Annotated in this window: 22 protein-coding genes; 17 read left to right on the top strand and 5 right to left on the bottom strand. The window is 48.7% G+C overall.

What is annotated here, in order from left to right:
- Window positions 1-111: 111 nt before the first annotated feature.
- Window positions 112-633, bottom strand: coding sequence for a DinB family protein (locus tag WDY75_RS04070; RefSeq protein WP_063477819.1), 522 nt, complete (start codon window positions 631-633; stop codon window positions 112-114).
- Window positions 634-708: 75 nt separating this feature from the next.
- A complete protein-coding gene (locus tag WDY75_RS04075) occupies window positions 709-1,665 on the bottom strand; it encodes a YafY family protein (protein ID WP_338841928.1) in 957 nt (318 codons plus the stop codon).
- Window positions 1,666-1,759: 94 nt separating this feature from the next.
- On the opposite strand from WDY75_RS04075, the gene WDY75_RS04080 reads away from it, so the two are divergent.
- From WDY75_RS04080 to WDY75_RS04105, 6 genes are all read left to right on the top strand, one after another.
- On the top strand, window positions 1,760-2,428 hold the full coding sequence (locus WDY75_RS04080) for a hypothetical protein (RefSeq protein ID WP_006212821.1): 669 nt from the start codon (window positions 1,760-1,762) through the stop codon (window positions 2,426-2,428).
- 106 nt (window positions 2,429-2,534) lie between these two features.
- A complete protein-coding gene (locus WDY75_RS04085) occupies window positions 2,535-2,759 on the top strand; it encodes a hypothetical protein (RefSeq protein ID WP_006212820.1) in 225 nt (74 codons plus the stop codon).
- Window positions 2,760-2,787: 28 nt separating this feature from the next.
- Window positions 2,788-3,450, top strand: coding sequence for a ribonuclease H (gene rnhA / locus WDY75_RS04090; protein ID WP_006212819.1), 663 nt, complete (start codon window positions 2,788-2,790; stop codon window positions 3,448-3,450).
- Between the two features lie 29 nt (window positions 3,451-3,479).
- Window positions 3,480-4,262 carry a Cof-type HAD-IIB family hydrolase gene (locus WDY75_RS04095; protein WP_036643575.1) on the top strand — a complete coding sequence of 261 codons (783 nt, stop codon included), beginning with the start codon at window positions 3,480-3,482 and terminating at the stop codon, window positions 4,260-4,262.
- 429 nt (window positions 4,263-4,691) lie between these two features.
- A complete protein-coding gene (locus tag WDY75_RS04100; protein WP_063477818.1) occupies window positions 4,692-5,549 on the top strand; it encodes a CPBP family intramembrane glutamic endopeptidase in 858 nt (285 codons plus the stop codon).
- A 17-nt stretch (window positions 5,550-5,566) separates the two neighbouring features.
- Entirely contained in the window at window positions 5,567-6,169 is a 603-nt protein-coding gene (locus WDY75_RS04105) for a TetR/AcrR family transcriptional regulator (protein WP_006212817.1), read from the top strand.
- Window positions 6,170-6,321: 152 nt separating this feature from the next.
- On the opposite strand, the gene WDY75_RS04110 is transcribed toward WDY75_RS04105, so the two are convergent.
- Window positions 6,322-6,705 carry a RidA family protein gene (locus WDY75_RS04110; RefSeq protein WP_036643570.1) on the bottom strand — a complete coding sequence of 128 codons (384 nt, stop codon included), beginning with the start codon at window positions 6,703-6,705 and terminating at the stop codon, window positions 6,322-6,324.
- A gap of 278 nt (window positions 6,706-6,983) precedes the next feature.
- On the opposite strand from WDY75_RS04110, the gene WDY75_RS04115 reads away from it, so the two are divergent.
- The 4 genes from WDY75_RS04115 to WDY75_RS04130 all read left to right on the top strand — a co-directional run bounded on the left by WDY75_RS04115 (window position 6,984) and on the right by WDY75_RS04130 (window position 10,108).
- A complete protein-coding gene (locus tag WDY75_RS04115; RefSeq protein WP_006212815.1) occupies window positions 6,984-7,385 on the top strand; it encodes an Rrf2 family transcriptional regulator in 402 nt (133 codons plus the stop codon).
- A 324-nt stretch (window positions 7,386-7,709) separates the two neighbouring features.
- The gene (locus WDY75_RS04120; RefSeq protein WP_063477817.1) at window positions 7,710-8,366 is read left to right on the top strand and encodes a ThuA domain-containing protein; all 657 of its coding nucleotides are present in this window, start codon (window positions 7,710-7,712) and stop codon (window positions 8,364-8,366) included.
- A gap of 123 nt (window positions 8,367-8,489) precedes the next feature.
- On the top strand, window positions 8,490-8,960 hold the full coding sequence (locus WDY75_RS04125) for a DinB family protein (RefSeq protein WP_036643569.1): 471 nt from the start codon (window positions 8,490-8,492) through the stop codon (window positions 8,958-8,960).
- A gap of 248 nt (window positions 8,961-9,208) precedes the next feature.
- The gene (locus tag WDY75_RS04130) at window positions 9,209-10,108 is read left to right on the top strand and encodes a bifunctional 2-polyprenyl-6-hydroxyphenol methylase/3-demethylubiquinol 3-O-methyltransferase UbiG (RefSeq protein WP_036643568.1); all 900 of its coding nucleotides are present in this window, start codon (window positions 9,209-9,211) and stop codon (window positions 10,106-10,108) included.
- 102 nt (window positions 10,109-10,210) lie between these two features.
- On the opposite strand, the gene WDY75_RS04135 is transcribed toward WDY75_RS04130, so the two are convergent.
- Complete coding sequence (locus tag WDY75_RS04135) at window positions 10,211-10,594, bottom strand: hypothetical protein (RefSeq protein ID WP_156515024.1); 384 nt, start codon at window positions 10,592-10,594, stop codon at window positions 10,211-10,213.
- 220 nt (window positions 10,595-10,814) lie between these two features.
- Window positions 10,815-11,693, bottom strand: coding sequence for an AraC family transcriptional regulator (locus WDY75_RS04140; protein WP_082834375.1), 879 nt, complete (start codon window positions 11,691-11,693; stop codon window positions 10,815-10,817).
- 204 nt (window positions 11,694-11,897) lie between these two features.
- Between WDY75_RS04140 and WDY75_RS04145 the strand changes: the two genes are divergently transcribed.
- From WDY75_RS04145 to WDY75_RS04175, 7 genes are all read left to right on the top strand, one after another.
- The gene (locus WDY75_RS04145; protein WP_063477814.1) at window positions 11,898-12,632 is read left to right on the top strand and encodes a ThuA domain-containing protein; all 735 of its coding nucleotides are present in this window, start codon (window positions 11,898-11,900) and stop codon (window positions 12,630-12,632) included.
- A gap of 259 nt (window positions 12,633-12,891) precedes the next feature.
- Window positions 12,892-13,827 carry a sugar-binding transcriptional regulator gene (locus WDY75_RS04150; protein WP_006212807.1) on the top strand — a complete coding sequence of 312 codons (936 nt, stop codon included), beginning with the start codon at window positions 12,892-12,894 and terminating at the stop codon, window positions 13,825-13,827.
- Window positions 13,828-14,215: 388 nt separating this feature from the next.
- On the top strand, window positions 14,216-14,881 hold the full coding sequence (deoC, locus tag WDY75_RS04155; protein WP_036643563.1) for a deoxyribose-phosphate aldolase: 666 nt from the start codon (window positions 14,216-14,218) through the stop codon (window positions 14,879-14,881).
- A 77-nt stretch (window positions 14,882-14,958) separates the two neighbouring features.
- Entirely contained in the window at window positions 14,959-16,137 is a 1,179-nt protein-coding gene (locus WDY75_RS04160) for a NupC/NupG family nucleoside CNT transporter (protein ID WP_063477813.1), read from the top strand.
- Between the two features lie 80 nt (window positions 16,138-16,217).
- Window positions 16,218-17,396, top strand: coding sequence for a phosphopentomutase (gene deoB / locus WDY75_RS04165; RefSeq protein ID WP_036643642.1), 1,179 nt, complete (start codon window positions 16,218-16,220; stop codon window positions 17,394-17,396).
- 24 nt (window positions 17,397-17,420) lie between these two features.
- On the top strand, window positions 17,421-18,128 hold the full coding sequence (gene deoD, locus WDY75_RS04170) for a purine-nucleoside phosphorylase (RefSeq protein WP_006212804.1): 708 nt from the start codon (window positions 17,421-17,423) through the stop codon (window positions 18,126-18,128).
- Between the two features lie 109 nt (window positions 18,129-18,237).
- Entirely contained in the window at window positions 18,238-19,539 is a 1,302-nt protein-coding gene (locus WDY75_RS04175) for a pyrimidine-nucleoside phosphorylase (protein WP_006212803.1), read from the top strand.
- The last annotated feature ends 155 nt before the right edge of the window (window positions 19,540-19,694 follow it).

Below are 19,694 nucleotides of genomic sequence, written 5' to 3' on the forward strand. Positions count from 1 at the left end.
ACCTGGTTTTTCGAAGCAGGCTTTTTTTATATGGCAGTATGTCGGGTTTCGTACAGTAGGAACAGCTAGCCACTTGCGAGTCAAGAAAGGAGCTTTCGATTCTTCAAATCCTCACTTGAGGACCTGCTCCGACTCACTCCGGTACCAAAAAAAAGCGTAATCGGTCATCGTGGAGGAGCTTCCGAGCTGGCGCAGCATGGCGGTAATATTTCCCCGACGGTAGGTGCCATGATTCACGATGTGCAGCACGATTTCGGAGAAGCGGGTATCCCGGATGCCGGCATAGGGATTATCCAGCCGAATGCTCTGCTCAAGATCCGGATGCTGAGACAGAAAGGCCGTGAATTGTTCTGACAGCTCGATAAACCGAAGATTCAGGTCCTCCAGCAAAATTGTTTCCAGCTTCTCGCGAAGCAGGTAGGCATCCGCTAAAGCAGCGTTCATGTCCGTCCCGGACAATATCTTCATCCAACCGAGATCCGTTGTGTAGATCTGAGTCAACGCCTCGGATACGGTCGGGAAAATGCTCGTTATTTTCCGGTTGTATACATCGCCCGGCAGCTCCAGCAGACGGTTGAATATGGCTTGATTCGCCCAAGCATGGTATTCATACATTTTGACGGGATAATTCATGAGCATTGTCCCCTTTAGCTTCGTGATTTGGTTTTGTTGAGATCAGTGTAAATAAAAAAGTATGACAGCGGACTGTCATACTTTTGCATAAAGCCGCAGCATTTTTTCTAGCTTGGATTGCATGCGTGTCCTTAAGCTGGCAGGCTCTATGATCTCGATATCCTCACCAAAGCTCAGCAGGGTGGACCAGAGCCACCCGGAGTCCGGATGGTCGATTTTAAATGTAAGGCGGAGTGATCCGTCCTCACAAAATTCCCGCTGGACATCATAGAAATGGTCCATTGCCTTCGCCAAAGCTTGAGTTGATACATGCAGCACGACTTCAATGCCATCTGAGGAAGCTTTCCATGCATGCGTTTCGTTCCTGTGGTGCTGCCGCTCTTGAAGATGGGGGCCTTGGGTGTGCTCCTCCGAATGTTTGCGCTGAAAGGGCTCAGCGGATGCAGAGAGCTCCGACATTCTTGATATGCGGAATTCCCGGTAGTCGGCCCGGGTTCTGCAGAATTCGTACACATACCAGACGCTATATTTATACATAAGCCGAAGGGGCTCAACCTTCCTGTAAATCCGCTCATTTTTGGCGCTGATGTATTGAAAGGAAATCACGTGTTGATCCGTAATGGCGCCGCGCAGAAGACGAAGCGATTCATGGTGTGACCGCCAGCTCCCGATATCCATGGACAATCCTCGCGATGCAGAGCTGCCGGAACGGTCAATGGTCTGCAGCCGCTGTATGGTATCCATTGCCCGTTCATCCTCAAACACGGTTGACATGCTGTGCAGGATCGTGATTAAGGCGCTGACGTCGTAAGAGCCAAGCAGGCTTCTGTCCATCTTATACTGTTCCATGATGCCATATCCGCCGTTCACCCCTTGATAGGATACAACCGGAATGCCGGCTGCGCAGATTGCGTCAATGTCCCGATAAATGGTTCTCTGGGATACGTTATATTTCTCAGCCAAGGCAGACGCCGAGAGAATTTCGTTGTTCAGCAGCATATAAATCATGGATATGAGCCGCTCCAATTTCATATCGGGTTGAACCCTCCTATCCTTATTGGGTCTATTCTCCAATGATTCCGTATTATATCATAGCTTTATAGAAAGAAAGGGGAGGAAGACACAGATGAGACAAAATATGAAATCTTTATTATTATCGCTGCTTGCAGCGTTATCTGTGCTGGCATTGTCCGCGTGCAGCGAGTCAGCTCTGTCGGATCCGGAGAAGGAACAAATTGTGAAGCAGGTTGAGCAGCTGGAGACGGCCGAATATAAATTGCTGCATTTTCAGATGGACTACCCGAAGTATCAGGCGGAGCTGGACGGGATTGTCAGCGATTCGTACAGGGATGTTATCAGCGACCGCATTATTTTCGGATATAACGAGAAGGAATATCGTGCTGCGGATTTGATGGGGATGCCCAAGGAGGAGTACGAGAAGCACAAGGAGCATATGCTCGGGCTGATTCATTCTATGGGGATGGACGAGGAGAAGGCCGTTCTCCGCGTTTCGGAGCCTTATGGAAGCGAAGGGGCAGATGGTGTCTATGTCTACGTCTCGGAATCCAGGGAGCTGAAGGAGAGACTGCTGTCGCAGACGAACCGAAGATATTCGCTGGACAACGCGAGCGGATCGTGGACCATCACGAATGTAGATCAGGATAAGGTCACGATCGGAAGTGACGAACGTGATGACGAGGCTGAGGCGAAGCTGAACGGGCTGGAATACCAGACGCATGACGGAGTGAAGATCGTTTATCGGGACAAGGCCCTTGCGTTTGATGGATGGAAATGAACAGCTGTGTAAAGGGAGTGGGAGTCTGCGCGAGCTTTTCGTTCCATTCCCTTCGGGTTTGCCGTACAATATAGGGGAATTCCATAATATAAGGAGTGTGAGCCTCATGGCCCGTACCAAAACACAAAAAGCGCTCCGCCAAGCGGAACGTGCCGGCACATGGTCAGCCGCGATGATGAGAAAGACCAATGAAGATTATAGTTCACTGTCACAGCATGTGAGAGTCAAACCTACGAAACAAGAACAATTGCATAAGGTCAAACACAGAAAGCGGATCGGAGACGATGGCGCTTTTTTTGTTGGTTTTGGGGGATGTGATATAGTACGCTAGAGAGGTTAGCTCAGGATGGAGGTTTATGATGGCGAAGCAGAAATTTTATGTAGTCTGGGTAGGTAAGGTGCCCGGAATTTATACAAGCTGGGCCGAATGCCAGCAGCAGGTGAACCAGTTTACTGGCGCTAAATTCAAGGCGTTCGAATCCCGAAGCGAAGCGGAGAAGGCTTATGCTGCGGGCTATAAGAATTACTGGGGACAGCAGTCCGGAAGCGGTGCCGGAAGTTCAGCATCCAAGGGTTTCAAGCGAAGCAGTGCTTCACCTGACATAGATCCGGGAGAGATCGATTACGATAGCATCTCAGTGGACGTGGGAACGCGGGGAAATCCGGGACCTGTGGAATATAAGGGTGTAGATACTCAAACCGGGGATATTCTATTCTCATGCGGACCCATCCAGAAGGGGACGAATAACCTCGGCGAGTTTCTGGCGATCGTTCATGCGTTAGCTTATTTAAAGAAAATAGGAAGCACCAAAACGGTGTACAGCGATTCCATGAATGCGCTCAAGTGGCTGAAGCAGAAGAAGGTGGTGTCTACACTCCCGCGGGATGCATCAACCAAGGAAATCTGGGATCTGGTGGACCGGGCAGAGCACTGGCTTAGAACCAATACCTATGAGAACAAGGTGTTGAAATGGCAGACGAAGAGCTGGGGAGAGATTAAGGCCGATTACGGGCGCAAATAAAGAGAAAATTAACAGGAGGAAACCATACGATGACGTACAAAGCCGTGTTTTTTGATATAGATGGAACGCTTGTGAATGAAGAGAAGGAAATTCCACAGGATACGATCGATGCGATTCATCAGTTGAAAAAGAACGGGATCGACGTTTTTATTGCCACAGGGCGGGCGCCGTACTATTTTGAGCATTATGCTAGGCAGCTAGGTGTCGATTCCTTCGTAAGTTTTAACGGATCTTATGTCGTGTATCAAGGGAAAGCGGTATACGAGCACCCGATCTCCGAGAAGACGCTGGAGCTGTTGGAAAATACGGCGCTTGCGCACAATCACCCGATTGTGATGCAAGGTGCGGAAGCGGGATTTGCAAACCATGAGGAGCATCCGTATGTTGCCGAGTCTTTCTACGATCTGAGGGTCGAAGTTCCTGGATACCGCAGCAGCTATTGGAAAGAGGCCAAGGTATATCAAGCGCTGCTGTACTGTGAGGCGCATGAGGAAGAGCTGTATACCTCTGCAGAGGCTCCGTTCAGCGATGTGAGCTTTGTGCGCTGGCATCGGGTCGCTATGGATGTCATTCCGGGAGGCGGTTCGAAAGCCAAGGGGATCGAGGCTGTGCTGAAGCATCTCGGGATTACCGCCGAGGAAGCCGTGGCCTTCGGGGACGGGCTTAACGACAAGGAAATGCTGTCTTATGTAGGGCTCGGTATTGCCATGGATAATGCGCATGAGGAAGTGAAGCCGCTTGCTGATTATGTAACCAGGCATGTGAACGATGGCGGCATTCGCCATGGATTGGAGTATGCGGGCCTGATATAGGACAGGTTACATCATATGACCCGAAATCGGGCGCTGCCGCGGGCAGGCCTAAATTCATAAGCGAAGACAGGGAGGAGCTTCCCTTGTCTTCGCTTTTTTTAATATACCTTAGCGATATGCAGAAAAATCCAAATTCTATATTGTGGATAATTCAAGCTCTCACAGCAGTGAGACTCTGAATGGACTGTGCATAACATCGTTTTGGAGTTCTTTATACACAGAGTTATGAACATTATCCACGCTAGATTCGTGTAAATTGAATTTAAGTCGCATATTCCATGAAAGTTATCCAGCGTTTGTGAACATATGTGGAGAAGTGCAAAGATAAGTGAGCGTCAAAACTCTTGTTCAATGTTGACAGACCAAAATCAGCTATGTATATTTTATTTACCGACTATATAGTCGGTAAATAAAATGAGAGATGGGTGAATGTCATTGGAAAAAAAATATGGCCTTCAACCGCTGATACCGTTCAGCGTCAAATCTTTAGCAGGCTTCATCATCATTTTTATGATTTGGCAGGGCGGCACTTTATTGTGGCTCAGTCTGCTTCATAACTTGATTCCCGCTACTCGCTCAGGACTGCCTGGTCTGATCACGCTGTATTTGTCCTTTGTTTTCCTGATTCTCGGAGTCTTCCTAGTCACCAGATATTTCTTCAAAATTCGTTTTAGAACATTTTTGTTTGAAGGTAATAGGCCTGATTTCCGGAAGTTTGTACGTTATTTTTTATGGTATTTATTTGCCCTTATCCTGTATTTGCTTGTGGATATAGGCGTACATCCTCAAGCTTTTACGCTTCATTTTGATCCGCTTCCATGGTTAGGTGTACTCCTCATTACCGCTCCTTTGATTTTGCTGCAAAGTGCTGCTGAAGAGATTTTCTTCAGAGGTTATATGTACCGTATGTTCAGATCATTAAGAGGCGGGGTATTCTGGTCCATCTTTGCCACTTCCCTAACCTTTGCCCTGATCCATGGTTTTAATCCCGAAATGCTAAACTATGGGATTTTTGGACCGTTGTATTACCTGCTGGGGGCCTTCTTTCTGGGAATCGTTGCTTACCACACCAATGGTCTGGCTGCTCCCATCGGGATCCATTTTGCCACGAATATTTTTAATACATCCATTTGGGGATATGGATCATCGACGTTGGATAATATGGGACTGCAGAGCATTGTATACCGTCACACGCTGGATATGCCGTTTGCATTCTTTGGGATTTTTGCTATTGTTATCTCATATGGGGCTTTTCAATTTTTCAAGCATCAAAGGAACCGTTCATAAGGTTCCGGGAGGAACATATGACCAGAAGGCGACTGCCAGCAGAAGAAGCAAAAACGATCATATTAAACCATGCCAAGTTATTATTTATTGAAAAAGGTTATGACCGAGCCACAATGGACGACTTGTGTGCATCGACACAGATGAGTAAAGGCAATTTGTATCATCATTTCAAAAATAAAGAGGTGCTCTTTCTCCAATTGCTTACCCAGCATGCGGAACAAATGTCACAAAAGTGGCTTCATTTGATGGAGCATTCCACGTCTCCCAGCGAACAGCTGATTGAAATGGCTGATTTATTCGGCAGAGATTGTGAAAGTCCATTAGTCCAAGCACTCGAAGAGTATGCCAGAACACTTTCTAGCGAATCCGAGTCATTGGCTACATTGAGAGAGATCACAGAAGCAGCCTATCGTGCAATAAGGCAAGTGCTGCAAACGGGGATCGACCAAGGCGTCTTTATTAATGAAGATATCGAAACGTTGAGTTTTGGTGTAATGTCCACATTGGCTGGAGCAACGCAGCTCTGCCTAACGATGCCAAATCTAAGCGGGGACGAGTATGCAGCTCTGCATGTCAATGCGGTCAAGCTGCTATTAAAGGGGATATCGATTGAACGATAATGAAATGGCCGGAGCAGCCTTGCGAGAAAATGATACACACGTAAAAGCCGCATCGTTGCGGCTTTTTGTGTTTTTACGATCTATAATTTTGTCTAAACCGGAGGGTGATCCAAAGCTCGGGCCGCACCTGCTGTGCAGACCACGGTGACGAGTTAGTCCGTGTGTGCAACGGCGCTTATTTCAATCCATTGTTCAGCGGACGCAAGATAGGTCACGCCGAGGAGACAGCCAGCCGGCCGGTGTTGTCCTACGTATTCCTTGAACAGTCTGATGACCGGATCGAAATGTTCTTCAGCGTTTGTTAAATAGATCTCCACATAAGCGAGGTTCGACCTCGTGACATCAAATCCCGCCAGTACGCGATCTAGATTTTCCAGCGTTTGCCGGGTTTGTGCCTCGATATCGCCTTTGCCAACGAACGTGCCCTCCGTGTCGTGGGAAAATTGCCCCGAAATGTAGATAGTTCCGTTTACGGAGTAACCCTGGGTGATGCCGTGATCCCAAAGACTGTGATTGTAGCTTTTGATATTCGTCATTTTTTTCTCTCCTTTACTTGAAGTAAGGTTAGTATAGATTGAAAGTATATAAAAAAATAGTACGCACATTATTGATAGGTACTATCAAAAAGGATAGTGTACGAAGTGAGAATGAGAAGGGCTTGAGCTCAAAATTGATCATGTGAAGAAATTCGATGTATGTAAGCCAGAAACATGCACATGGTTCAATACGGCGTAAAGCGCATGTTTTCTTCTTGACGTAATGAAATAAAATAGCTATTATAGACCTGTGAAGTCCCTAATTGAGGTGATGTTGAATGAAGTACTCCAAGGCCACAGACTATGCCCTCCATACGATGCTCTTTCTTACTGCGGCGACTCCCCAGAAACCAATAGGCGTACAGCAGTTGGCGGAGCGACAAAGTGTGTCTCCCACCTATCTGTCCAAAATACTGACCAAGTTGGTGAAGGCGGGCATGATCGAATCGATAACGGGGGTGAATGGCGGCTATCGCCTCAAACGAAATTGGGAAGATATTTCGTTTCTGGATATTATCCATGCGATTGAAGGTTCGGCTTCCTTGTTCGATTGCAGTTTCGATCATGGACCAGGATGCCCGATTCAGAAGGTGGTGTTGTCGGCAGAAGAGAAGATGGAAGAACTGTTGAGAAATCAGAAAATGTCGGATCTTGTACGTGAACATAACATCGTTATATGATCCTTCCTTTTTTTAAGTCAATTAAAGACAATAAGAGTCTTTGAAGTCTGTAATATGATTTTTAACGGGCATGATTGAATCGATAATGGGGGTGAATGGCGGGTATCGATTTAAACGAAGCCGCACTTTATGCAATCCACTATACCGCGTCAGCATTTGTTAGCCCATGGGTGACAAGTGATGGTTATCTAGCGGCCGTGCCGCCGGATGTGTCTGCCGATCGCATTATTTTTTAGCTTGTGATGGACCCCCCAATGCGCACCTTGGTCTTGATGGATTATGAAGGACAAGAGCGACCCTGATCAATGGGAAGGAGAGGAGACTATGAATATCAATAAGAAAGCAATTGCGCTTGGACAATACGAGGGAGCGAAATATCATCCTTTTGCGCATATTGATCACGAATTACAAACCATATTTGAACCTATGGACGTTGAATGTACGGATGATTACGCCGTGCTTCAGGAGGATACGCTGGAGGGCTATGATCTGTTCATATCGTACGCGGATTTCTCGGATCTGGAGATCACCCCAGATCAGGTACAAGCGCTCATATCCTATGTGAGAAACGGTGGCGGTCTGCTAGTCATCCATAACGGTATCTCACTGCAGCAAAGTCAAGAGCTCGAAAAGTTAATCGGCGGCAGGGTTACGGGACATCCGGACTATACGTCACTGCCAATTCGATATAATCGGGGGAGTCACCCTATTGTGGAGAACTTAAGCGATTTTACGATAGATGAAGAACCGTTCCGGTTCGAGCTGAGTCCGCATGAATCAGCGGTTATACTTGCCGAATATGTGCATGATGGCCAGCGGTGGCCTGCTGCGTGGGCACATACATATGGCTCTGGCCGCGTGGTATATCTGATGCCGGGGCATCATCTTCCATCTTTCCAGGTGGAATCCGTGCGTAAGCTGATTCGGAATAGCGGAATGTGGGCTGCTCGGGGGGCGAAGAGTAGTGATGCGACATCCTAATTTTAGGATAACGTGCATCGCTATTAACGACGGTATTTTTTAGCGCTTTGTATGGCGATTAACTAGGTGGGGAAATCCGCAATTTAATCATACGTAGCTTATTATCAAAAGGAGGGGAAGAAGATGGATGTATTCAAAAGCCAGTATGATTTGATTAAGCGTACAAGGGAATCATTATTTCGTTACTGCGAAACTATGTCCCCCACAGATTATGCTAAAGAAGTTGAAGCCCTGGGCGGAGTTTCTATTCGGAGTCTGCATGTTCATGTAGCTGATTGTTATCGGGTATGGTTGGGGAATCGTGGCCTTGGCAAATCACTTCCCAGATTAAAACCAGAATCCGTTGACAATGTGCAGGGAATGCGTGAAGTTTTTAAGAAAACGGATGCCCTGGTTTATGAATTTCTGAATGAATTTAAAAACCAATGGGATCCTACCGTTCAAGCATCCTGGCAGAGTGACAGCGTAGAGTTAACCGAATTATGGCTATTTACCCATGCCATCACGCACGAATTTCATCATAGAGGACAAATTGTGAAAATAGGCAGGCAGCTCGGATATATCCCGCCGAAAATGAACCTCGCTAAATCTTAGTGATTTCATGGAGATACGTTACTGCCCGAGCTGGTGAAGGCGAGCATGACAATCCTGGGCCAGAACGCCCGATTGTTGTTGCGCAGGTTTCGTCCTTTCTCTTTTCATGAAGCGTGTTCACATATCGGTCAGAAGGACAGGAACGTTTAGCCATTCCCGACCCCATGTGAAAAATGATTATGAATAGACCTCCATGTTGGTTTTTCAATTGAGTCATAAAAATCGTGAGAAAATAGGTGATATATACAATGAGCCATGAACTGTTTGATTCGGCGGTATGGGAAAAAGCATGGAAGGAAGATCCGTATACGGGTGTAAACAAGATGAAGAGGGCCGGCATCGACCCGGCTCATTCATTTGATTCATCGGCTAAGTCATTCAATAAAGAAGTGTTCAGCGAAGAAGGCAGACAAAGGGCTAGACGGATTATGAACTGGCTGGAGGACCAGGGCGTTGAATTTTCAGGATCTTCTGTTCTGGATATAGGTGCGGCGTCGGGTGGCTTTTCCGTACCTTTCGCGGAGCGGGGAGCGGATGTAACCGCGGTGGAAACCTCCCTTCCGTTGGTCGAGCTCCTGCAGCAGAATAGTTCAGCCTTGGTCAATGGAACGGTCAAGGTGGTACACGAACCTTTCGAAAATATTGATCTTGAGGCAAAAGGATGGGAGCGAGCCTTTGATCTTGTCTTTGTCTCCATGTGCCCGGTTTTGGTTGATTGGGCCAGTGTGGAGAGGGTACTGAGCTGCGCGAGGGCGTTCTGCTATATGAGCTTGGCGGTAGGTTTCAGGGAGCACAGCCTGGTTGACGAGATATGGCCGCTTGTCACTGATCGCCCCCGAAAGACCGAGCATTTGGAGATGATTTACCTGACCCAATTACTGCTGCTGAAGGGCTACTCTTATCAATCGCTGGTAACCCGAGAGGTGAAAACAACAACGCTTTCCAAAGAGGCGGCGTTCCATGATACGATCAAATGGTTGAATATGCACGGCTTGACTGTGGATGAGCGGGTTCGTGGCATCGTCTCGAGGCATCTGGACAATCATTATCCGACTGACGAGGTTCCGCTTCGGCAAGGAGGCAGCTTTGGTAAGGTGCTCGTTCGATTGCAAGACGAGAATATGTACAGCAGAGAAGATAGGGGGTAGCCCGAACAGCATGGGGGCAAGAATAACTTCCCCAAATGTACTGCCATCCCGTATCCAAACGTTACTACATTCAGCGTTTTCGGCAAAACCGGAAATACTCCCTTAACTTTCTTTTGTAGGCGTAGAATTAACCACTTTCCATTGATCCTGTTGGTAAGCTAGAGTTATTTTTGCGGTGAGCCCGCCCTCATTCGAACGATACTTGCTTACCTCGATAGTCATGTTGTTCTGATCCGATTGCTCCTGCTTTTCAATGCTCAGTAAAATCCCTTTACGTTTGGTATCACCAGCGTCATATAACCCTTGCGCAACCAATTGTTCATAGGTGAGATGATAAATCTTCACGTTATATCGGCTTTGCAGGTATTCCTCGATGCTCTGCTTATCTGAATCCTCTAATGGAAGCTGTTCATCGAAATCCAGTGAGATGAACTCCATGCCGTCATTGAGGGCTGTATCGGTTGATATTAATTCATCCAGCGCCAAGCGATAAGGCTCCGCTAACCCGTTCCGCGAATCTGAGTCAGTAACGCCATTGGCGCAAGCTGATATGAGAAAAACGACTACAACACTGAGCACAACATACAACGACTTGAATCTTATGATAATCCCCTCCTTGGTATTCGCTACTTAAACTAACGCATTCCGTCCATTAATGTTCCATCTACACCAGATTTTTTCAACAAAAAAGCGGCTGATCGCCGCTTTATTCCTTCTCATGCACCTGTTTATAGTATTGATTGGGGGACATGCCAACGTATTTTTTGAACACCTTGCTGAAATAGAATGGATCATCCAGGCCGGTCAGATACCCGATCTCCCCGAAGCTGAGATGGGTGGCCTCAATCAGCTCCTTGGCATGATGAATCCGGACTTGGTTCACGTAGCGCATGATCGTAAGGCCAGTGAGCTTGGCGAACACCCGGTTGATGTAGTCATAATTGCATTCGAAGCGCAGCTCGATTTCCGAGCTGATGATCTTCTGGGCGTAGTGTTCATGGATGTAATCCAGCAATGCATGCACCTTCATGTAGGACTTGGTATGCGGGCTGTCGTTCTCCAGCTCGTCGAAGAGGCTCTCGCGGGACAGCTCGATCAGCATTTCCATGAATTTGAGCGCGGTCAAACTGCGGTTGAAGTGCTTGCGTCGGTACAGTTGCAGCATTTCACCCAGGGCATGGTGCATATGATGGAGGCTTTTTTTCTGAGTCAAGGTGCAGGTCTTAGGGAAGTATAGCTGCCTGTTGCTATCCTTGCCTGCGGGGTCGCTCTCACCCATTATCCATTGTTTGGCAAGCAGGGATAAGGGACGGTCCGGTGCGGGATGAATATCCGGATGTTCAAAATGAATATAGTAGTAGTCGCAGGTATGCTTGCGGGTCCCCTCATGGTCCAGATGCGGTTCAAGCACGAGCAAGTCGCCTTTCTTGAGCACATGGGCAACACCATTCTCCTGAAGATGAAGCTCGCCGTTCTTCACAAAATACAGAATAAACTCGTGCGTATTCCGCTTGAAATGAATCCAGGGGTTCTTGTAGGAGACAAATCCCATGAGTTTGATTCTTGGTACATAGTCCGCGTTCATCGATAGCACGAATACACCCTCTCTCCCCAAAAAAAACGCAAAGTCGTTTTTGTACAAAAAGAGTAACTTTCTCACATTCCCGTTCATTGTAACACAGCCTATACTTGGGGTGAATTTAAATAGTTTGCCAACGAACGATGGATGTTATTTGCTGATTTTGGTCGGAAGAACGCAGAATGATCATACTTTGGGAGGTCACTAACCATGGCTAGGATTAATGTAACGGTATGGAATGAATATCGGCACGAGAGACATAATGAACAGATTGCAAAAATTTACCCCGAAGGCATACACCGGACGATTGCGGACTTTCTGGAGAAGGATGCCGAGTTTTATGTACGTACAGCCGTTTTGGATGATCCGGAACATGGTCTGACAGATGAAGTACTAGCTTCAACAGACGTTCTGCTCTGGTGGGGGCATGTGGCACACGGTGAAGTGAGAGATGATATCGTGGAAAAAGTACGCCAGCGCGTACTGGACGGCATGGGGATCATTGTGCTCCATTCCGGGCACGGATCGAAGATTTTTCAGCGCCTTCTCGGCACGAATACTGGCGCCCTGAAATGGCGTGATGATGGCGAGAAGGAACGCTTATGGGTTATTGATCCAAGCCATCCTATCGTTAGCGGGCTCGGAGAGTATATTGAAGTTCCGCAGGAGGAAATGTACGGAGAACGCTTTGAGATTCCGGCACCGGATGAACTGGTGTTTGTCTCCTGGTTTGAAGGCGGCGAGGTGTTCCGCAGCGGCTGCTGTTATAAGCGGGGGCGCGGCAGGCTGTTCTATTTCAGACCGGGTCACGAAGCGTTCCCTACCTATCATCTGCCGGACATTCAGCAGGTAATCGTGAACGCCGTAGGCTGGGCGGCACCGATCCAAGGTGCCAAGGCTTCCTATGGCCGAGTATCTCCGCTCGAATACAATCAGCCGGTATAGGCTGGTAGATGGTAAGTGGCAAGTGCCCGTTGTTAACGCGTGAAGCGACTGAGTTTTCAGCGATAGCATGTGCTGCGCGGGTGCTTGTCTGTTTTTGCAAGGAGGCAGTTGGTTGACACAGGATTTCCTATGATGCTGCACATCAAATTGCGAACATATCGCAAATTTATGTGCTTCTTTTGCATGGCTATCGAAATCCGCATAAGAACGCTGTATAATGTACCCAAATTGTATACGACACAACAAAGTGGGTTGGATGATGGAACAGGATAAACAGCGTCTCAGTATCGAGGCCGCAAGATTGTACTATATGTCGGATTACAGCCAGCAGGATATCGCCACCAGGCTCGGCGTTTCACGCCCTACGGTTTCAAGGCTTCTTCAGCACGCTAAAGAGCAGGGGTATGTGCAGATCAGCATTGTGGACCCGCTTGAGAATCTCGATGCTTTGGGCGAGAGGGTCAAGAAGGTATACAAGCTGGAGGAAGTGCTCATTAGCTATTCTCCCATCAATGAGTATCGTGAAATTCAGAAGCATATCAGCAAAAGGGCAGCCGATTATTTGCATGAAACGGTTCAGGATGCCGACATTATCGGCGTGACCTGGGGAACGACCATGCATGCCGTGGCGCTACAGCTGCAGCAGAAATCGGTCCGTGGCGTAGAGGTCGTGCAGCTGAAGGGCGGGGTCAGCCATTCGCATGTGAACACGTATGCAGCGGAGATTGTCAATCTCTTCGCGGAGGCGTACCATACGATGGCGAGATATTTGCCGCTGCCCGTCATATTTGACACGATGGAACTGAAGGAAATGGTTGAGAGGGACAGGCATATCCAGCGAATCATTCAATTAGGCAAGCAAGCCAACATTGCCATGTTTACGGTGGGCACGGTGCATGAAGATGCGCTCCTCTTTCGACTCGGCTACCTGAGCGAGAAAGAACAGAAGCTGCTGCAGCAGGTCGGCGCAGGTGATATCTGCTCCCGGTTTTTTGACGCCGAGGGCCGGGTGTGCAGTGAGGATATCAACAGCCGTACGGTCGGCATCGATTTGGAGGATTTGCGGCACAAGGAGAAATCCATTCTCGTTGCAGGCGGGCAGCGAAAGGTAGATGCCATAAGAGCTGCGCTAATCGGTAAATATGCCAACATACTTGTGACGGATCAGTTTACGGCGCAAGCCTTGCTTTCATGAAATCGTGCATGTCGATGCACAAGAAGGATCAAACACACCTCATTGCGGTGATCATCGAAGCGGATCGGCTTCGTGCTCACCTTCATGAGGTGTGTTTGTGCTGTGGAATATGTGACGGACTAGTGAAGGGACCGTATCTTCTGTTTATGTTTACCCCGACAGGGTATAGAGCATAGTAAACAAAGAGTTGTTAGATTATTCCTGAATGATGGCAAGTTGTTAAGCGAACAATGATAAATATCATTGCCATAAATCGGAATGAACATATTTTCATCATGTGTTTTACATATGTTCATAGCTGTGATATGATGGTCCCGTCTACAGGTTTAAGCGTAATGAGAGCGCTTTTACAAAATTACAAAAATTATATTAGGGAGTGTTTAACCAGATGAATATAGCAGGAATGATTGACCACACACTGTTGAAGGCGGATGCAACCCAAGCCGAGATTACGAAACTTACGGATGAGGCCAAAAAATACGAATTTGCTTCGGTTTGTGTGAACCCGACTTGGGTATCCTACTGTGCTGAGCAGCTTGCGGGCACTAAGGTTAAAGTATGTACCGTTATCGGCTTCCCGCTGGGAGCTTCGACAACAGCAGCCAAAGCATTTGAAGCGAAGGACGCTATTGCCAATGGGGCTGGAGAAGTGGATATGGTCATTAACATCGGGGCGCTTAAAGATCGTAATGATGAGCTCGTGCTTAAGGATATCCAAGCTGTAGTGGATGCAGCTAAGGGCAAAGCGCTTGTTAAGGTCATCATTGAGACAAGCCTTCTGACCGAGGAAGAAAAGGTGCGTGCATCCGAGTTGTCCGTGAAAGCGGGAGCGGATTTTGTTAAGACCTCTACAGGCTTCTCTACAGGCGGAGCTACTCCGGAAGATGTTGCCTTGATGCGCAAGACCGTTGGTCAGAACACCGGCGTTAAGGCGTCCGGCGGCGTACGCAGCAAAGAAGATATGGAAGCCATGATCAAAGCGGGCGCAACCCGAATCGGTGCAAGCTCCGGCGTGAAAATCATGGAGGGCGGCCAGTCCAGCTCATCCTATTAATGTAACCAGCAGTTCTGAATGATCATCGGATTAACCGTGTTATATCATAAAAATTCACCTATGGGGGAACAACGACGATGAAATTTTTAATCGCCATACTAGGTTTGCTGGTCGTATTCGGTCTTGCGTTCCTTATCAGTAATGATAAGCGCAAAATTCGTTATCGTCCGCTGGCTGTAATGATTGTGCTGCAGCTGATCCTGGGATTTATCCTGCTGAACACCAATATCGGCGAGTATCTTGTCAAAGGGATAGCGAATACGTTTAAAGCGCTGCTTGACTACGCGGGAGCCGGAATCGAGTTTGTATTTGGTGGCATTGCCAATGAAGGTGCAGGTCCGTTCTTCTTGAACGTTCTGCTGCCCATCGTGTTTATTTCCGCGTTGATTGGTATACTTCAATATATTAAGGTACTGCCGTTTATCGTAAGATATATCGGTCTCGTCTTAAGTAAAGTCAACGGCATGGGAAAGCTGGAGTCTTACAATGCGGTAGCTTCCGCGATCCTGGGGCAATCCGAGGTGTTTATATCGGTTAAAAAACAGATCGCCTTAATTCCGAAGCACCGTATGTATACGCTCTGTGCTTCCGCGATGTCCACGGTATCGATGTCGATCGTAGGTGCGTATATGACCATGATCGAGCCGCGGTACGTGGTGACCGCGCTGGTACTCAACCTGTTTGGCGGATTTATTATTGCTTCCATCGTGAACCCATATAAGGTGGAGAAGGATGAGGATATCCTGGAAGTGCAGGAAGAGGAGAAGCAATCCTTCTTCGAGATGCTGGGCGAATACATCATGGACGGTTTCAAGGTAGCGATTACCGTTGCCGCGATGCTTCTCGGATTTGTTGCATTGATCGCGATGATCAACGGCATCTTTGATATGATTTTCGGGATATCATTCCAAGAGCTGCTAGGATTTATCTTTGCTCCCTTTGCTTTTGTCATGGGTGTGCCTTGGAAAGAGGCAGTGGACGCCGGCAGTATTATGGCAACGAAGCTTGTATCGAATGAGTTCGTAGCCATGCTTGAGCTGTCCAACTTCACGAATCTGTCCGAGCGCACCATTGGTATCGTGTCCGTATTCCTGGTGTCGTTCGCAAACTTCTCCTCCATCGGCATTATTGCCGGTGCGGTGAAGGGGCTAAACGAGAAGCAGGGGAATGTGGTTGCACGTTTCGGCTTGAAGCTGCTGTACGGTGCAACGCTGGTAAGCGTGCTGTCTGCAACGATTGCCGGACTGTTCCTGTAACCAAGGGATGGAAGTAAACAACAAGCGAGCCTTATGGATAGTTTGATTTTTTGAGATCATATATGAGGGGGAGCATGGATATGGAACGTTTTGACCGAATTCACTTGATTGTACTGGATTCTGTAGGCATCGGTGAGGCACCGGATGCGGCTGATTTTGATGATATCGGATCTGACACGCTGGGGCATATCGCCCGCGAATGCGGGGGGCTCAACATGCCGAATATGGCAGCGCTTGGGCTGTCGAACATCCGGGAGATCGAAGGAGTGCCTGCTGCCGATAAGCCTCGGGCTTATTATACGAAGATGCAGGAAGCTTCGAACGGCAAGGATACGATGACAGGTCATTGGGAGATCATGGGCCTGTATATTGATACGCCTTTCCGAGTGTTCCCGGACGGTTTTCCGGATGAGCTGATTCAGCGGATTGAAGAGAAGACCGGACGCAAGGTTATCGGCAACAAGCCGGCAAGCGGAACGGAGATCATTGAAGAGCTTGGCGAGGAGCATGTAAAGACAGGTGCGCTGATTATTTATACCTCGGCGGACTCTGTGCTGCAAATCGCGGCGCATGAGGATGTGGTTCCCCTGAAGGAACTGTATGAAATTTGCGAATTCTGCCGCGAAATTACGCTGGAAGATCCTTATATGCTCGGCCGGATTATTGCGCGTCCGTTCACTGGCGAGGTTGGCAGCTTCAAGCGTACCGCGAACCGGCATGATTATGCCTTGAAGCCTTTTGGACGCACAACCATGAACGAGATGAAGGATGCAGGACTCGAAGTGATTGCCCTCGGCAAAATCTCCGATATTTATGATGGTGAAGGCATTACGAAGGCTGTCAGAACCGTATCGAATATGGACGGCATGGACAAAATGGTGCAGACCATGGATGATTCCTTCAAGGGTCTGAGCTTCATAAACCTCGTGGATTTCGATGCGGTGTACGGGCACCGCCGCGATCCGAAAGGATATGGCCAGGCATTGGAGGATTATGACCAGCGCCTGCCAGAGGTGTTCGAGAAAATGACAAACGATGATCTTCTGATCATCACGGCAGACCACGGGAATGATCCTACTTACAAAGGGACGGATCATACGCGGGAATACGTACCGCTGCTTGTCTACTCCCCGCGTTTTGCGGAAGGCAAGGAGTTGCCGCTGCGCAAGACCTTTGCCGACATTGGGGCCACGGTTGCAGACAATTTCGGGGTGAAGCTGCCGGAGCATGGCATAAGCTTTTTGAATGATTTGAAATAAATCGAAAAGTGGAGGAATTTGCACATGAGTACACATATTGGAGCGAAGCCGGGAGATATCGCAGAATCGATTCTGCTGCCAGGCGATCCGCTGCGGGCTAAATTTATTGCCGAGACGTATCTGGAGGATGTAACCTGCTACAACGAAGTGCGGGGGATGCTCGGATTTACGGGAACTTATAAGGGAAAGCGCATCTCCGTGCAGGGCTCGGGCATGGGCGTGCCTTCCATCGGTATCTATGTCAACGAACTCATTCGTGATTATGGCGTCAAAAATTTGTTCCGTGTCGGAACCTGCGGCGCGATGCAGGAGCATGTTCGTGTGCGCGACGTCATTCTGGCTCAGGCAGCATGCTCGGATTCCGGTATGAACCGCCATCACTTTAGCGGCTATGATTTCTCTCCGATTGCCAGCTTCCCGCTGCTGCTTGGTGCATATGAGCGCGGCAAGGACAAGGGCTTGAAGATGCATGTCGGCAATGTGTTCACATCCGATGTATTTTACCGTGAGGACAAGTCGGTGGTTGAGAAGCTGATGCAGCATGGCGTGCTGGGCGTAGAGATGGAGACAACGGCTCTCTACACGATTGCGGCACGGTTCGGTGTGAATGCCCTGACAATCCTGACGGTAAGTGACCATTTGCTGACAGGGGAAGAGACTTCCTCCGAGGAGCGCCAAACCACGTTTAACGAGATGATGGAAGTAGCGCTGGATACGGCGATTTCGTTGTAAAGGAATGACGAAGGAATCCGGGGGCAGCAGCGATCGGCCGAACCATTCGCGTTTGTAGTGCTGCCCATAGAAAGAACACAATCATCGCAAACAGTGAGGAGAATGTACGATGAGAATGGTTGATTTAATTGCGAAGAAACGCGACGGCAAGGAACTGACAACAGAAGAGATCAATTTCTTTATCGATGGATATACCAAGGGAGATATTCCTGATTATCAGGTAAGTGCCATGAATATGGCGATCTATTTCCAGGACATGTCCGACCGGGAGCGGGCGGACTTGACGATGGCGATGGTAAACTCCGGAGAAACGATTGATCTGTCCGCAATTGAGGGAATCAAGGTTGATAAGCACTCCACCGGGGGTGTTGGCGATACGACAACGCTTGTATTGGCACCGCTCGTAGCGGCTCTGGACATTCCCGTAGCGAAGATGTCCGGACGCGGTCTCGGTCATACCGGAGGAACGATTGACAAGCTGGAGTCCATTGAAGGCTTCCACGTGGAGATCAGCAAAGACGAATTTGTGAACCTTGTGAATCAACATAAAATTGCTGTAATCGGCCAAACCGGGAACCTCACCCCGGCTGATAAAAAGCTGTATGCACTGCGGGATGTGACGGCAACCGTCAATTCCATTCCGCTGATTGCCAGCTCTATCATGAGCAAGAAAATTGCTGCAGGTTCCGATGCGATCGTATTGGATGTTAAAACCGGTGCGGGCGCGTTCATGAAAACCGTGGAGGACGCCAAGGAATTGGCGCATGCCATGGTTAGCATCGGCAACAACGTCGGCCGCAAAACGATGGCCGTCATCTCCGATATGAGCCAGCCCCTTGGGGCTGCGATCGGCAACTCGTTGGAGGTTCAGGAAGCGATTGATGCGCTGCGCGGCGAAGGTCCGAAGGATCTGGAGGAGCTGTGCCTGGCTCTGGGCAGACAGATGGTTTATCTGGCGCAGAAGGCAGACTCGCTTGAAGATGCCGAGGAGAAGCTGCGTGAGGTTATCCGAAACGGCAAGGCACTGGAGAAGTTCAAGGAGTTCATCCAGAACCAAGGCGGCGATTCGTCTGTGGTGGATCATCCCGACCGGCTGCCGAAGGCGCAATATCTGATAGAGCTTCCTGCACAGCAGGACGGCGTTGTCGCCGAACTGGTAGCGGATGAGATCGGTACCGCGGCGATGCTGCTTGGGGCCGGACGTGCAACGAAGGAATCCGAGATAGATCTGGCTGTAGGCCTGATGCTGAACAAGAAAGTTGGCGACACCGTGAAGAAGGGTGACTCCCTCGTCACGATTCATGCCAACCGCGAGAACGTGGACGACGTGAAGCAGAAGCTGTATGAAAGCATTCGAATTGCTGATCATGCGGATGCACCTGTATTGATCTATGATATCGTAACGGAGTAGGTTAAATCCTAATCCGATCAAGCCATAACGCTGATCACCGTCAGGCGAAGCGAAGACTCTTCAAGATAGGGGGAGAGGGAGCTCTGCCCGGTGTGTCAGCACGATGTACCACCTGCCCTTTCAACCGTTCGCTGAACGGGGGCAGGTTTTTTTTT

It is taken from the genome of Paenibacillus glucanolyticus, from assembly GCF_037333485.1.
Lineage (GTDB): Bacteria > Bacillota > Bacilli > Paenibacillales > Paenibacillaceae > Paenibacillus_AQ > Paenibacillus_AQ glucanolyticus.

What these genes read in the sequence shown, in the direction of transcription:
- WDY75_RS04095 (WP_036643575.1), top strand. Translation starts at nt 3,480, where the DNA reads ATGACGTACAAAGCCGTGTTTTTTGATATAGATGGAACGCTTGTGAAT.
- WDY75_RS04140 (WP_082834375.1), bottom strand. Translation starts at nt 11,693, where the DNA reads ATGAACGCGGACTATGTACCAAGAATCAAACTCATGGGATTTGTCTCC.
- WDY75_RS04175 (WP_006212803.1), top strand. Translation starts at nt 18,238, where the DNA reads ATGAGAATGGTTGATTTAATTGCGAAGAAACGCGACGGCAAGGAACTG.
- rnhA (WP_006212819.1), top strand. Translation starts at nt 2,788, where the DNA reads ATGGCGAAGCAGAAATTTTATGTAGTCTGGGTAGGTAAGGTGCCCGGA.
- WDY75_RS04085 (WP_006212820.1), top strand. Translation starts at nt 2,535, where the DNA reads ATGGCCCGTACCAAAACACAAAAAGCGCTCCGCCAAGCGGAACGTGCC.
- WDY75_RS04080 (WP_006212821.1), top strand. Translation starts at nt 1,760, where the DNA reads ATGAGACAAAATATGAAATCTTTATTATTATCGCTGCTTGCAGCGTTA.
- WDY75_RS04150 (WP_006212807.1), top strand. Translation starts at nt 12,892, where the DNA reads ATGGAACAGGATAAACAGCGTCTCAGTATCGAGGCCGCAAGATTGTAC.
- WDY75_RS04130 (WP_036643568.1), top strand. Translation starts at nt 9,209, where the DNA reads ATGAGCCATGAACTGTTTGATTCGGCGGTATGGGAAAAAGCATGGAAG.
- deoD (WP_006212804.1), top strand. Translation starts at nt 17,421, where the DNA reads ATGAGTACACATATTGGAGCGAAGCCGGGAGATATCGCAGAATCGATT.
- WDY75_RS04100 (WP_063477818.1), top strand. Translation starts at nt 4,692, where the DNA reads ATGTCATTGGAAAAAAAATATGGCCTTCAACCGCTGATACCGTTCAGC.
- WDY75_RS04120 (WP_063477817.1), top strand. Translation starts at nt 7,710, where the DNA reads ATGAATATCAATAAGAAAGCAATTGCGCTTGGACAATACGAGGGAGCG.
- WDY75_RS04110 (WP_036643570.1), bottom strand. Translation starts at nt 6,705, where the DNA reads ATGACGAATATCAAAAGCTACAATCACAGTCTTTGGGATCACGGCATC.
- WDY75_RS04105 (WP_006212817.1), top strand. Translation starts at nt 5,567, where the DNA reads ATGACCAGAAGGCGACTGCCAGCAGAAGAAGCAAAAACGATCATATTA.
- WDY75_RS04115 (WP_006212815.1), top strand. Translation starts at nt 6,984, where the DNA reads ATGAAGTACTCCAAGGCCACAGACTATGCCCTCCATACGATGCTCTTT.
- WDY75_RS04160 (WP_063477813.1), top strand. Translation starts at nt 14,959, where the DNA reads ATGAAATTTTTAATCGCCATACTAGGTTTGCTGGTCGTATTCGGTCTT.
- WDY75_RS04070 (WP_063477819.1), bottom strand. Translation starts at nt 633, where the DNA reads ATGAATTATCCCGTCAAAATGTATGAATACCATGCTTGGGCGAATCAA.
- WDY75_RS04125 (WP_036643569.1), top strand. Translation starts at nt 8,490, where the DNA reads ATGGATGTATTCAAAAGCCAGTATGATTTGATTAAGCGTACAAGGGAA.
- WDY75_RS04145 (WP_063477814.1), top strand. Translation starts at nt 11,898, where the DNA reads ATGGCTAGGATTAATGTAACGGTATGGAATGAATATCGGCACGAGAGA.
- deoC (WP_036643563.1), top strand. Translation starts at nt 14,216, where the DNA reads ATGAATATAGCAGGAATGATTGACCACACACTGTTGAAGGCGGATGCA.
- WDY75_RS04075 (WP_338841928.1), bottom strand. Translation starts at nt 1,665, where the DNA reads ATGAAATTGGAGCGGCTCATATCCATGATTTATATGCTGCTGAACAAC.
- deoB (WP_036643642.1), top strand. Translation starts at nt 16,218, where the DNA reads ATGGAACGTTTTGACCGAATTCACTTGATTGTACTGGATTCTGTAGGC.